18 protein-coding genes are annotated in these 13,047 nt (G+C 30.7%); 6 read left to right on the forward strand and 12 right to left on the reverse strand.

The genetic code is table 11. The features are described from left to right. Positions 1-21 precede the first annotated feature (21 nt). The 3 genes from Q0828_RS06435 to Q0828_RS06445 form a co-directional block, all read right to left on the reverse strand. On the reverse strand, positions 22-156 hold the full coding sequence (locus Q0828_RS06435) for a hypothetical protein (protein WP_298418697.1): 135 nt from the start codon (positions 154-156) through the stop codon (positions 22-24). 112 nt (positions 157-268) lie between these two features. Then, positions 269-883, reverse strand: a complete 615-nt coding sequence (locus tag Q0828_RS06440; protein ID WP_298418699.1) for a DUF4230 domain-containing protein — start codon at positions 881-883, stop codon at positions 269-271. Positions 884-990: 107 nt separating this feature from the next. Continuing rightward, positions 991-1,251: a hypothetical protein gene (locus tag Q0828_RS06445; RefSeq protein WP_298418701.1), complete on the reverse strand. Its 261-nt coding sequence runs from the start codon at positions 1,249-1,251 to the stop codon at positions 991-993. 140 nt (positions 1,252-1,391) lie between these two features. Here Q0828_RS06445 and Q0828_RS06450 point away from each other — a divergent pair, with 140 nt between their 5' ends. After that, positions 1,392-1,784, forward strand: a complete 393-nt coding sequence (locus Q0828_RS06450) for a hypothetical protein (protein ID WP_298418703.1) — start codon at positions 1,392-1,394, stop codon at positions 1,782-1,784. A gap of 213 nt (positions 1,785-1,997) precedes the next feature. Continuing rightward, complete coding sequence (locus Q0828_RS06455) at positions 1,998-2,393, forward strand: hypothetical protein (protein ID WP_298418705.1); 396 nt, start codon at positions 1,998-2,000, stop codon at positions 2,391-2,393. A 9-nt stretch (positions 2,394-2,402) separates the two neighbouring features. Here Q0828_RS06455 and Q0828_RS06460 read toward each other — a convergent pair whose 3' ends face one another. The 5 genes from Q0828_RS06460 to ruvC form a co-directional block, all read right to left on the reverse strand. Beyond that, complete coding sequence (locus Q0828_RS06460; RefSeq protein WP_298418706.1) at positions 2,403-3,152, reverse strand: cyclase family protein; 750 nt, start codon at positions 3,150-3,152, stop codon at positions 2,403-2,405. A 48-nt stretch (positions 3,153-3,200) separates the two neighbouring features. Beyond that, positions 3,201-4,325 (reverse strand): radical SAM family heme chaperone HemW, encoded by a 1,125-nt coding sequence (gene hemW / locus Q0828_RS06465; RefSeq protein ID WP_298418707.1) that lies wholly within the window; start codon positions 4,323-4,325, stop codon positions 3,201-3,203. After that, positions 4,325-5,077: a DUF3667 domain-containing protein gene (locus Q0828_RS06470; RefSeq protein WP_298418709.1), complete on the reverse strand. Its 753-nt coding sequence runs from the start codon at positions 5,075-5,077 to the stop codon at positions 4,325-4,327. Before Q0828_RS06470 ends, hemW begins: the two co-directional genes overlap by 1 nt. Before the next feature lie 11 nt (positions 5,078-5,088). Then, the gene (locus tag Q0828_RS06475) at positions 5,089-5,379 is read right to left on the reverse strand and encodes a hypothetical protein (RefSeq protein WP_298418711.1); all 291 of its coding nucleotides are present in this window, start codon (positions 5,377-5,379) and stop codon (positions 5,089-5,091) included. Between the two features lie 66 nt (positions 5,380-5,445). Next, positions 5,446-6,000 (reverse strand): crossover junction endodeoxyribonuclease RuvC, encoded by a 555-nt coding sequence (ruvC, locus tag Q0828_RS06480; protein WP_298418712.1) that lies wholly within the window; start codon positions 5,998-6,000, stop codon positions 5,446-5,448. Positions 6,001-6,135: 135 nt separating this feature from the next. Here ruvC and Q0828_RS06485 point away from each other — a divergent pair, with 135 nt between their 5' ends. From Q0828_RS06485 to Q0828_RS06495, 3 genes are all read left to right on the forward strand, one after another. Next, positions 6,136-7,119, forward strand: coding sequence for a lysylphosphatidylglycerol synthase domain-containing protein (locus Q0828_RS06485; protein WP_298418713.1), 984 nt, complete (start codon positions 6,136-6,138; stop codon positions 7,117-7,119). Beyond that, positions 7,116-8,246 carry a glycosyltransferase gene (locus tag Q0828_RS06490; protein ID WP_298418714.1) on the forward strand — a complete coding sequence of 377 codons (1,131 nt, stop codon included), beginning with the start codon at positions 7,116-7,118 and terminating at the stop codon, positions 8,244-8,246. The genes Q0828_RS06485 and Q0828_RS06490 overlap by 4 nt, the downstream gene beginning before the upstream one ends. Positions 8,247-8,341: 95 nt before the next feature. Next, positions 8,342-9,619 carry a hypothetical protein gene (locus Q0828_RS06495; protein WP_298418716.1) on the forward strand — a complete coding sequence of 426 codons (1,278 nt, stop codon included), beginning with the start codon at positions 8,342-8,344 and terminating at the stop codon, positions 9,617-9,619. A 6-nt stretch (positions 9,620-9,625) separates the two neighbouring features. On the opposite strand, the gene Q0828_RS06500 is transcribed toward Q0828_RS06495, so the two are convergent. Then, positions 9,626-10,090, reverse strand: coding sequence for an RES family NAD+ phosphorylase (locus Q0828_RS06500; RefSeq protein WP_298418717.1), 465 nt, complete (start codon positions 10,088-10,090; stop codon positions 9,626-9,628). After that, positions 10,090-10,503 (reverse strand): antitoxin Xre/MbcA/ParS toxin-binding domain-containing protein, encoded by a 414-nt coding sequence (locus Q0828_RS06505; RefSeq protein ID WP_298418718.1) that lies wholly within the window; start codon positions 10,501-10,503, stop codon positions 10,090-10,092. The genes Q0828_RS06500 and Q0828_RS06505 overlap by 1 nt, the downstream gene beginning before the upstream one ends. A gap of 102 nt (positions 10,504-10,605) precedes the next feature. On the opposite strand from Q0828_RS06505, the gene Q0828_RS06510 reads away from it, so the two are divergent. Further along, positions 10,606-11,352, forward strand: a complete 747-nt coding sequence (locus Q0828_RS06510; protein ID WP_298418720.1) for a Bax inhibitor-1/YccA family protein — start codon at positions 10,606-10,608, stop codon at positions 11,350-11,352. A gap of 6 nt (positions 11,353-11,358) precedes the next feature. Here Q0828_RS06510 and Q0828_RS06515 read toward each other — a convergent pair whose 3' ends face one another. Both Q0828_RS06515 and Q0828_RS06520 read right to left on the reverse strand, forming a co-directional pair. Beyond that, positions 11,359-11,838 carry a hypothetical protein gene (locus Q0828_RS06515; protein ID WP_298418722.1) on the reverse strand — a complete coding sequence of 160 codons (480 nt, stop codon included), beginning with the start codon at positions 11,836-11,838 and terminating at the stop codon, positions 11,359-11,361. Between the two features lie 59 nt (positions 11,839-11,897). Beyond that, positions 11,898-13,046 carry a tetratricopeptide repeat protein gene (locus Q0828_RS06520; RefSeq protein WP_298418724.1) on the reverse strand — a complete coding sequence of 383 codons (1,149 nt, stop codon included), beginning with the start codon at positions 13,044-13,046 and terminating at the stop codon, positions 11,898-11,900. Position 13,047 lies beyond the last annotated feature (1 nt).

Consider the following 13,047-nt stretch of genomic DNA (forward strand, 5'->3'; position numbering starts at 1 on the left):
AGTATGTTTATGTAGGGAGAACTAGACGTTAATGTCTGTTTCTGTAGCAGTATTATTTTTATTTTTTGATTTTGCTTCAATTTCTTGAACAGGTGCAATATCTAAACTTACAAGGACATCATTTAGATAGTAAACTACTTTATCAATTAAAGACATCTTTTTATTCTTTTAGGATTTGGGTACAAATATACAGCTAGATTCTTGAATTATAAGTTATCCTAGCTTTAAATCATTATAAAGTATATGTAAAAATGTTATAAAGTTAATGTTAGTGTGTTTTTAGATAGGAAATATCATCTTCTTGAAGTTCTAATTCAGAATAGTCTAATTCCCAGCCAATGGTTTCCACTATTTTTTCTATGACAAGAATTGCATTTAATGCTTCTTTTTTTGCCGTGTAAATTAATCCACTTTGCGGAACTTTGTCAACAATGTATTGCTTAGCTTCTTTATTAAGTGTAGTTAAATCTTCAGCTCCAAATTTATTTAACAAACCGTCTTTTTTGTCATAGTAAGTAAAATCTGTTTCTACTGCTAAAATTTCAGGTTGTGGAAAATGCAAAATTCGAACTTGTTTTTTTTCTTTATCAGCATGCAAGCGCAATTTTTTTAAGTCGTAACCAACACTAGCTTTCGCTTTAATTACGACAAGTGCTCTTTTTTTACTAGAAATTAATTTTAGAAAATGTTCCGATTTATCTTCATAATGATAGATTTCACTAAAATCACCTTCAACAGTGGTAAGCTTGCAAACACTTTTTATTTTATCTAATAGTAAATGTGATTGACGAACTGTCAATTGTTCGGTTTGCTTTTTTCCTAAGTAATTATACACAAAATACGAGACAACGCCTCCAAGTAATAGTGCTAAAAATATATCCATATAGTATCAGCATTTACAATAACTATACCTTAATTATTGGAATACAAATTTACATTAATTTTAAGCAACTCTATTAAATACTATATTTTGTCATAAAACATGGAAGTTTACTGAATTCCTAAAATTTTATTTCGTGTTTCAATAGTTTCTTTTTCTTCCTCTTGTGTTCGTACAAAAAGTTCTATAATTGCATTTTCGATATCTTCATTTTCATTAAGTCCATTAAAGACATTTCTAATCATTGAAGAGCCATATGCTTTTCCGTTTCTACTCGTAATTCTCTTTTCTTTTAAGATTTTTAAGACACCATCTGTGTAGTGATACCCTAAAATTTCTTTGAGTTTTTTTCTTTGTTCCTTATGTATCATTTCGTATTCATGAATTAATGCATATATTTACTAATTGTTACTTTGATGCTATTTTAATGACGATATATGCAGCTGACAGTATAATATTACAACCTATTTTCTATAAAATTAAACATTTTGTAGCTTAATTTCTAATTATTATGAAAATAATCGACAGAATTATTATCTTTATTAAGTATAAAAACCTGAGTATGCGTGCGTTTGATATGTCTATAGGCGTGGGAAATGGATACACAAGTAAGCAATCAAAGTCAGGTGCTTCTGTAGGTAGCGATGTATTGGAGAGAATAATCGATGTGTATCCTGATTTGAGTCCGCTTTGGTTGATTACGGGAAAAGAACCTATGATTCTTCCTATTGATACTTCTGAAGAACCTCTTCCTGATTATGGAAAATCGATTGATGAAATTTTAGAGAATAAAATAAAACGTATTGTAAGAGAACAACTGAAAGACTTCAGTGATAAATTAGAAAACTTCCCTACACTAGATCAAATAAGTAAAGAAATTCAGAAAAATTTAAAAGGAAAATAAACTAGTTTTTCTTCCAAAAACCTTCCTATCTGCTATGTAAAATACTGTAACTACAGTATAAAACTGTACACCTTTGTATATATCAAAACGAAATATGTATATTTACAAATTGTTAAACTTGTGCTGTTTTACTGTCAGTTTGCACAGCCTTTAGCATACATTAAATCTTATTTTCTACAAAATTGGATTTATTTATAACTTAATTTCTCTATCATGAAAATAATTGAACGAATCGTACAATTTATAAAATATAAAAATCTTAGCATGCGCGCATTTGATATTTCAATTGGCGTAGGTAATGGTTATACTAGTAAACAGGCAAAAACAAACGCTTCCGTTGGAAGTGATGTTTTAGAAAAAATAATTGATGTGTATCGTGATTTAAGCCCACTTTGGTTGATGACAGGAGAAGGACCAATGACTATTGATCCTGATAAGTCTTCAGATGAACCACCTTTGGAATATGGTAATAGTATTGATGATATTATAGAAAATAAAATCAAGCGTATCGTAGAAGATCAATTTAAAGAATTTAGCGACAAGCTAGATAATTTCCCAACTTTAGAACAAATTAGACAAGAAATTCAAAATAATTTGAAAAAGAATTAATCCTTTCTATTACTTCTGAATCTTGTATAAAATTGGTTTACTTGGCGATGCGTCGTTTTCAAAAGGTGCAATTTGTAAATTCAGATAATACGCACCATCTTCGATATTGTTTGCTACATAAATAAATTCTGTAATCGTTGCATCTAGACGAATTTCCCCATCTGTATTCCAAAAAGCATTATGTGCTAATAAATCCCCACCATCCTTTTCTTTGTCTATACTAGGTAGATCTATTAATAAATGATCAATCCCTTTTTCTCTAAGATATATTGCTGCTGCTTCCATAAGGTATGGAGGATTTGTATGCGAATATTGCATATTTTTTTTATCTCTAAAATTTGGAAGAGTTCTTATGATAATCGCTTCTCGCTTTTTGTTACCGATAGCTATTTGTAATTGCTTTTTTGAAATGATATTGTCTTCTCCTTGCTTTTCTGGAACTACTGTAATGACCTCAGCATAAAAGAAAAATCTTTTTAGGTTTTCATTTACAGAATGAATTTCCTCTGTAATGTGTCCCACACATTCTGTATGCGTTCCATGTGCATGTGGATTGAAATGAATATTATTAAAGTTAACATCGCCACCTTCTTTTACATTTCCAACCCATTCATCTGTTCTCACAGGAAAAATCTTTGGTTCATCAACATACCATGCATTTACATTATCTTTTGAAGCGCGAAGTGGAATTGAAATGTCTAACGGTTTTGATAAGTCAATTTGGTGCTTTGCAGTTTTGCGTTGAATGGTACAGATCATTTTTACAGGCTTTGGTTTCGTCAACAAAATTACACTAAAAAGATTAGATTATACCTTAAAAAAGTCTGAAGCAATTCCGTCACATAAGAATTTTCCTTTTTGAGTGGTTTTTATACTATCAGAGCTTTGTGTAATTCTTTGTTCTTGAAGATGTATGCTAGCAATTTTGTTGGTATGATTTACATATACTTCGCCGAATTCCTTTTGAATGTATGCTAATGAAATTCCCCAAACAGTTCGTAAACCTGTCATCACGTATTCATTGTATTGATCATTGATTGACAATATTTCTATAGTTGAAGGTAGTTTTTCTTCTTGAATATTTTTGATATAGATTGCATTATTGGCAATATTCCAACTTCTTGAAGTTTTGTTAAAAGAATGCGCACTTGGACCAATTCCTACATATTTTGCTCCTTTCCAATAGGAAGTATTATGCTTTGAGAAATAGTTTGGTTTTCCAAAGTTTGAAATTTCATAATGTATAAATCCTTGTTTTTCCGTTTCAGAAACCAATACATTAAAATGTGCTAAAGCTTCTTCTTCTGAGATATTTGGATAGGTTCCTTGTCGGATAAATTTTTCCAAAGCAGTTTTTGGTTCTACCGTAAGTGCATAACTTGAGATATGTTTTACACCAAAACCAAATGCAATTTTAAGATTTTCTTTCCATTGCTCCATGCTCATTGTGGGTACGCCATAAATAAGGTCTATAGTAATGTTATCAAAATATTGGGTAGCAATTTTTAAACATTCGTTTGCTTCATTAGCTGCATGTGCACGATTCATAAGTTTTAAATCATTGTCAAAAAACGATTGAATTCCAATACTTAATCTATTGATAGGTGAAGCTGCTAATTCTTTTATTTTTTCTTCTGATAAATCATCAGGGTTGGCTTCAAGTGTAATTTCTGGAGCTGCTACAACCGTATAGTTTTCTTGAACAACTTTTAGTATTTTGTTTATTTCGGCCAACGACAATAAACTTGGTGTTCCACCGCCAAAATAGATTGTTTCAATATTAACATCTTTTAATTCTGCTTTGCGAAGTTTCAATTCTTTTTGAATCGCGTCAAGCATTGTATCTTTTTTCGCCAATGAAGTGGAAAAATGAAAATCGCAGTAATGACATGCTTGTTTGCAAAACGGTATGTGTATGTAAATTCCAGCCATTATAGATTTAAAAAAACAATTAGTGTTGATACCCCAAAACTACAAAGCATAAATAAAATAACTGCTAATGCATAGGCCATAATTCCTTTTAGAATTGTTTTTAGCTTCCATTCTTTAAACAATGAAATGACCACATAGATAAAATATAGCGCTATAAGTATCAACGGGATTGAACGAAAACTAGCAGATAACTTATTGATAAAATACATGAAACATGTAATCATCAACGTGTACATTCCTACAAAGTAAAAAGCAATTGCAAAATATTCTGCTAATGTGTAGCGTTTTCTGAATAAGGTTTTTAATGAAATCCCTATAGTAAGGACAAAGAGGAACAGAAAATTAGTAATGTTTCGCTGCATAAACATACTTGCTCTGCTTAATAATTTCTCTGCTTCTATCGAAATATTAGTCTCAAATCTAAATCCTGGGTTTAAAGCTTCTGTATTAAGTATAGAACTCATAAGCACATACAAAACCGTCATTAGTATAAAAAATGGAACCGGTTTGTAATAGGTTTTCCTTTTCCCCTGAATAAATTCCCTAAATACTTTTCCAGGATTGATGCATAAATATTTTAGTGTTACCATTAAAGGTGCATTTACAGAGAAAAACATATCTAGAATGTCTTGTAATGTTTCTTTAATGGTAATTTTTGAAACGGTTGACTTCTGTCCGCATACAATGCAATAATTACCGTTGAGTGGCGTATTGCAATTTTTACATATATGTGACGAAGTCTTTGTATTCATTGAAAAACACCTTAGTTATTAGAGCACCGCACCGCAATACGTACCATAACTAGTATAAATACAATTACACTCCAAGCTATTCGCCAGCCAGAAACGGAGTTTCCGCTTTCATCTACATAATCACCTTCTGCCATTGCAGCTTGTCGTTGAATTATTTTGCGCTCTTCTTTTTCATCTTTTACATAATCAGGACATTTGGTTAAGAATGTCGGTTTTTCATTCGTTAATCCACATACAACTCCTTGCGCTGAAGAAAAAGATTTGTTTACACATTTTTTACAAAATTCTAGTTGGTAACTCATATACTAAATTGGTTTGATTGTGTTTGAATGCATTAAAATCATTCAGTATTTATTATTGTTTTCGGTTTACTTTTTTACTCTTTTTTCATTTTGTTTGACAAAACTTGCCCAACCTGAATAATTCTTTCCTACTTCTACTCTACCTTCATTGTAAAAATGGCAAACTGCAGCCGCTAAACCATCTGTTGAATCTAAGTTTTTCGGTAGTGTTTTTAAGCCTAATAAGCTTTGTAACATTTTGGCAACCTGCTCTTTACTTGCATTTCCATTTCCTGTGATTGCCATTTTTATTTTCTTGGGAGAATACTCTGTAATTGGTACTTCGCGCGATAAACCTGCTGCCATAGCTACTCCTTGCGCACGACCTAGTTTTAGCATAGATTGTACATTTTTACCAAAGAAAGGTGCTTCAATTGCTATTTCATCTGGATGATATGTATCTATTAATTCAATTGTACGCTCAAAGATTAATTTTAACTTTAAATAATGATCGTTGTATTTTTGTAATTGAAGTTCATTGAGTTGTAAAAACTGCATCTTCTTCCCTACTATTTTTATCAATCCAAATCCCATAATTGTTGTTCCTGGATCAATTCCTAATATGATTCTTTCTGTCTTCAATTCGTTTTTTAGAATATTTCCAATAAATGTTAATTATTTTCTTACAATTTTATTAGTTTTACCCTGCTTTTAGTTTTGCACAGCAAAAGTGAACGATTATGTAATTTTATGTAACGAAATGCTTTTCTTTGCAGCATGCGCACTACGGTATCTCACAAATCTAAGCAATTCTTTGCTTTGGTCATAAAACTCGCCATAGTTATTGGAGCAGCTTACTTTATATATAACAAGTTGGCTCATAACAAACAGCTAGATTTAGAGACGTTTATTTCGCAGTTAAAAGCCTCAAAGCTTATTAACACACCTATTATTTTGACACTTTTTTTAGCAACATTTTGCAACTGGTTTCTAGAGATTCTAAAGTGGAAAACGCTTGTTTCTCATATAAAGCAAATTTCTATTTGGGAAAGTACTTCGCAATCTTTAGGCGGACTTACCGCTTCTTTATTAACACCTAACAGAGTGGGAGAATATGGTGCTAAAGCATTGTATTTTAACAAATCAGAACGTAAACATATTGTTGGTTTAAATTTTCTTGGAAACTTTGCTCAACTTTTTGTCACCTTACTTTTTGGTTTGATTGGGTTTTCTTTTTTTGTGTATCAATTTCATATTGAATTACCTTGGTATAAGATTGCTCGTATAAGTGTAATTTTAGGAATATTTGGACTTTTCTTTTTCTTAGGAACTAGACAGAAACGCTTTCAAGTAAAAGGATATACTTGGGAAAACTTGAAAAATTTCATTCAGCATATTTCACAAAGTATTCATTTGAAAAATATCAGTTTTTCTATTGTTAGGTATTTAATTTTTTCTCATCAGTTTTACTTTTTGATCTTACTTTTCGGCAATGACACATCCTATGCAACCACTATGAGTGCAATTACAGCAATGTATTTGATTACATCTATTATTCCGATGCTTTTTATTTTTGATGTAATTGTTAAAGGAAGTGTTGCTGTTTGGCTGTTTGGCTATTTACAAATTACTGAATTACATATTTTAAGTATTGTAGCACTCATGTGGGTTTTAAATTTTGTGATTCCAAGTATTGTGGGAAGTTATTTTGTATTGAGTTTTAACCCTTCGTATAAAGAAGATAATACGGTGTCATTATGATAGATATTCTTTTGTGTGCCGTTATCGCTGTGTATGTTGTTATGATTAGTAGTTTTGTGTTTGGCTTTTGGAAACAACCTACTATCAAACAACAACATATAAATCCGGTAGTCGATTTTTCAGTAATTATTCCTTTTAGAAATGAAGCATTACATTTACCCGCATTACTAAACTCTATTACAGAACTAAAATACCCTGAAACAAAGGTTTCTTTTTGGTTTATTGATGATGATTCAGAAGATAATTCAACAGAAATTATTCAACAATTTAGCGAGCAACATCCAACAATTAGTATTACTGTTTTACAAAATAATCGCGTTTCAAATTCTCCAAAAAAAGATGCAATTCGTACCGCTGTTAGAGAAATTAAAAGTAATTGGATCATTACTACAGATGCAGATTGCATGCTACCATCAAATTGGTTGCAACTATTCAATCAGGAAATTTTCTTGAAACGTCCAAGAATGATTGCTGCGCCAGTTACTTATACAAATACAACTTCATTTTTTACCTATTTTCAATTGCTTGATTTCTTAAGCTTACAAGGCGCCACAATCGGAAGTTATGGATTACGAATTCCTTTTATGTGTAATGGTGCAAATTTAGCCTATCAAAAAGAAGCTTTTTTAGAAGTCCAAGGCTTTGCCGGAAATGATACAATTGCTAGTGGTGATGATGTTTTTCTATTAGAAAAGTTCATCAAAAAATGGCCAAATAGAGTACATTTTTTAAAATCAAAAGAAGCTATTATTAGTACTTTCCCTGTAAACTCATTTCAAGAATTAATTGGGCAACGCGTTCGTTGGGCTTCAAAAAGTGCCAATTATAATTTGATACGAGGAAAGCTTGTTGGAATTATAGTAATGTTGATGAATGTTCTTTTTTGTCTACTTCCTATTTTGTTATTATTTACAGCTATTTCTTGGAAATTAATCATAGCAATGATATTCTTAAAGTTTATAATTGACAGTATTTTATTATTTCAAACCTTTCAATTTACTGAACAAAAATTTCATTTTCTTCATTTTACGATGAGTACAATTTTGTATCCGTTTTTTATTGTTTTTGTTCTCTTTAAGTCATTATTTAAGTCTTACACATGGAAAAATAGAGTCTTTAACACTTAACATGAAAGGTTAATTATAAGTGAAAAATAGTAATACCGTAATGGTTTTTGCAAAAAACACGTTATTTTTAGAGGAACAACCAATGAAATTAACATATGCAAATTACCACCACTTGGAATCTTTTTGAAAAAATTGGATTTAGATTTCTCTTTATTTATTTTTTACTATTTACACTACCATTTCCTTTAGATATATTTGAATATTTATCAAAAATCACAAAATTTTATGATGATGTTACTTGGAAAAAAATCATCCCTTTTGTAAGTGAAAATATTTTTAATATTCCGTATGATACCTTAGCATTACCACTTGGAAGTGGAGATACAACCTATAATTACATTCAGCTATTTTGTTTTATCATCATCACAGTTTTAATAACTATAATTTGGTCTATTCTTGATCGAAAACGAAAAAATTATAAACGATTGCTTCAATACTTTATCATATACATAGCCTATTATTTAATATACATCATGTTTGTTTATGGCTTTATTAAAGTATATAAACTTCAATTCCCAGATCCACGCTTATCAAGATTACTACAACCATATGGAAATTCATCTCCAATGGGAATTGCTTGGACATTTATGGGTGCTTCTAAAGGGTATACATTTTTCTCTGGACTTTCTGAAATTATTGCTGGGTTATTGTTAATCTTTAGACGTACACGAACATTAGGCGGATTGGTTTGTTTTGGAGTAATGCTAAATGTTTTTATGATGAATATGTGTTATGATATTCCTGTAAAAATCTTCTCTTTTCACTTGCTACTTCTTGCACTCTTTATTTTTATGCAAGACTGGAAACGTCTGTTGAATATATTTTTTACCACTTCTTCAGTTCCTCCAAGAAGTTTTCCTAAGTATTTTAAAAAACCAGTATTCAATATTGGCGCCATTGTTCTTAAAACCTGTCTTATTGGTTTCTTTCTATATTCAAATATTTCAAATGCAATTATTCGAAATGAAGCTCGTGGACCAAGTGTAAAAAAACCTCCTATGTATGGAATATATAATATTACAAACATCGTTCAAAATCAAGATACGATTCCACTTTTAATTACAAACGATACTTTATGGGGAAAAGTTGTCATACAAAGTGATAAATACGTACTTGTATATCAAATGAGAGGAAATTTTGATCGATTTGAATTAAAACTAGACACCATTAATCACACAATGAAATTGACACAACGTTTTGATTCTACAAATATTTATAAATTCAAGTATACATTAAAAGATAGTATTCTTACATTACAAGGAACACATTTAAAAGATACCATTCGTTTTGAAGCAAAACAATACGATTTAAAAAAGTTTCAATTAATGAACAGAGGTTTTCATTGGATTAATGAGTATCCATATAATCGTTAATGTATTTTATACATCATGATATAAACGTGAGTCAAAGGTAAATTTCTGAATTTTCGCTACTTTGATTTTATGAAAATCAATATGTCTTGGATTTAAAATATAGTTGAATTCATCACGAACAATCGCAGATGGGACTTTCATAACGGCTTGTTTGTTATCTTCAACAAACTTGGTAAATATTTCTTGTGTTTTACTGTTGTACGGAAAAGTATTCCAGTTTTTGGGTAGTTTTTTTAGTTGATATATAGCTACATCATCAGGTATTTCTATATGAACTAAAATTCGATCACTTGGTAAATCTTCTGTAATGTCTAAATGCATTACTACTTCTAAATAGGAAAGAGATATATGTTGAGAAGTATATATGGCACGCGTTCCAATTTCATTCCATCGACCGCCAATTTTTTCCGCACCAATTCCTGAGAGCAAATCGTTTCTACGCTTTGCACGGTCTATTCTGTATACAATCATTAGGCAAAAATTCCGTAATCAATACGTCTAATTTCGTCAATAACTAGTTTTACGCCATAACTTGTATCAAGTAGTGAAAAAGGCGTTTGACTTCCTAAAACTTTACTTTTTTTGTTAAGCCATCGTGCGAATTTTTTTTCATCACCAAAAACTTCAAATCCTTTTGAGTATACTTCTGCAATTTCAAACAATCGTTCACTAACTTCTTTGTCGTAACTGTTTTTTTTAGATAAGGTAGAATAGGATGCAGGAACTATTTCTGATATCTTTGTTAATGGCAACGCAACACGCATGCTAAATTTTTTTAGTTGTGAACGTGTGACTCCTGTACGTGTAGCATGAATAATTTTTAATTTATTTTGCGGGGAATCATTTCTGTTATCGATATAGCTTGTTAAGGTTAGCGCCTCCATATTTTAGTTATTTTACCTATAAGTATATGTAAATTTACAACTATTTTCCTGAAGTGATATCATTTACTTCATTTTTTTATTATTTTTAACAAAAAACAACACATGAGTTTATTTGGATTATCAACTTCAAATCCTGCTTTTACAGGTTATTTCTGGAAAAATTCTGGAACGAAACGAACTCAGGGTAAAATGACACTTGGTGGCGTTGTACTAAAATCACTTTTTTGTCTGTTGCTTGTTTGCGTAACAGCTGCCATTACATGGAAGTTACATTTTGACGGAGTAGACATTCAATGGTATACAACTGCTGGAATGGTTGTAGCACTTATTTGTAGTATTCTTATTTCTGTACGCCGTCAATGGATTGTTTGGCTAACTATTATTTATGCATTGGCTAAGGGATTATTTGTTGGAGGTTTTAGTGCTTATATTCACAATCGTTATCCAAATTTACCCATACAAGCTGTCATAATTACCTTAGTGACGTTCATAACTATGTTACTCCTCTTTGTCACTAAAATTATAAAAGTGACTAAAAAATTTAAAAGTGTTGTTATTACAGTAACTACGACAATTTTTATGATTTACATCGTAGCTTTTATTTTAAGTATATTTGGAATAAGAGTTACATTTTTATCTAGTACTTCTTGGTATGCAATTGCTTTTAATATTATTACGGCAATTTTTGCATCGTTGAGTTTACTACTCGATTTTGATTATATAGATCGTCATATGGGAAAAGCGAACAAATCGTATGAATGGTTTGCTACTTGGGGATTATTAGTCACTATTATTTGGCTGTATGTAGAAGTGTTGCGTTTGTTAAGAAAATTGGCAATTCGATTCTAAAAAGAATTATTCTTCAACATTTAAAATAATTGGCAGTATAAATTTAGTAGCCACTGGAATACCGCGCTTGTTCGCTGGAGAAGCCTTTGGCAAACTGTTAATACTTGCTCGAAGTAAACTATCTAAGTTTGGCAATTGATCTATGGTTAATTGATTTTTTTGAATTGCATCAATCTTAATAATTCCTAATGTATCAATTTGTAAAGAAACCTGAATCGTGTCATGTATAGTTTTAGAAACCATGAAATCATTTACCGATAGACGCTCGTATATTTGATCGGTTAGTGTTTGAAAGAAACAGTTTTTTTGTGCTTCTTTTTTTAAATGATCACAACTTTCAAACGATGGAAATTCGTCCACTGTATCCAAATTTATACTTTTCTTTTCTTCTGCGACAATGACTTCTTCTTTTACAATAGAACCATTGATGTATTCACACGAAATACATACAAAAAGTAGTAAACAATATTTCCAAAGGTGTTTCATTAGTACAAATATCATGAAAAATACAACTTTTAGATATTTTGTAGTAACTTTCCGTTGGATTATTCTGATTTTAAGTGAATTTCCTCCTTTAACTCTCGAATTCTAGTTCGTACAATTTTTACCATGTCTAATTTTGCTTTCGGAAACTTTTCCAGAAAACGTTCGTACATTTTTAGCTTTTCTTTTAAATCAGCGTATAAATTATCTGCACACAATGCCATTTGAAATTGCGCTTCTTCAAAATCTGGGTTTTCTTTTAAAGCTATTTTAAAATATTTCATTGCTGTTTTGTGTGCTTTTTTATCAAAAGCAATCAAACCTAAAATATAGTAATCTCCTGAAGTATCTATCATTTTTGCAGCAATGGATTGTGAGGCATGATATACCGCTTTTTCATGAACTCCATCCTTGTAATATAAAGTCGCCAATTGTGAATGGTAAAAATAGTTTCCCGGTTCGCGTTTCAAAGCTTCATTGTAATACTCGATTGCTTTTAAAATTTTCGAAACTCTATAGGCCGCAAAAGCTGATTTTTCATAAACAAACTGTGTTGCTTTTTTTCGCTTGATGATTTTTTCAAACCAAAATAGTGCTTTCCCATATTTTCGCAATGCATAATAGTATTGTGCTTTATAGCCTATAACTTTTAAATCGTCTGGATTATTTTTCAAACCTACATCAATGACACTTTTTACCTCTTCAAAATTCTTTTGTTGCAAATGGTATACAATCAATTTGTAAATGCTTTTTTGATGTTGCGGATCAAGCTGAAAAGCCATTTCATAAGAAGTTACATAATCTCCAGCTTGTAAAGCTTCTTTTGACAGACCTATTTGATAATAAAAATTAGGGTTCAGTGTATCTTTTGCTTTTAACTTTTCAAAAATGGATAATGAGTTTTCATATTTACTTGTAGCAAAAAGCAATTTTCCATAATCATATAAGACAAGTGTATTTAACGAATCTATTTGTAATGATTTTTCATAGTTTTCAAGCGCTTTTTTACTATTTCCTAAGGCTTTATATGCTTTTGCTATTTGGATCGTTGCATACGCTTTATTTTCTATCTGTTCATATGCTTTAATAGCTTTTGAATAATTCCCAACACGATACAAACTATCTGCATCTGACAAAGATAAAGTCGAAGTTTGCGCTCCGACTTTGAAAGTTGTCATTATAAGAATACCTAAAATGAATAATCTATTCATA

Origin of the sequence: uncultured Kordia sp., assembly GCF_947496985.1 — a bacterium.
Taxonomy (GTDB): domain Bacteria; phylum Bacteroidota; class Bacteroidia; order Flavobacteriales; family Flavobacteriaceae; genus Kordia.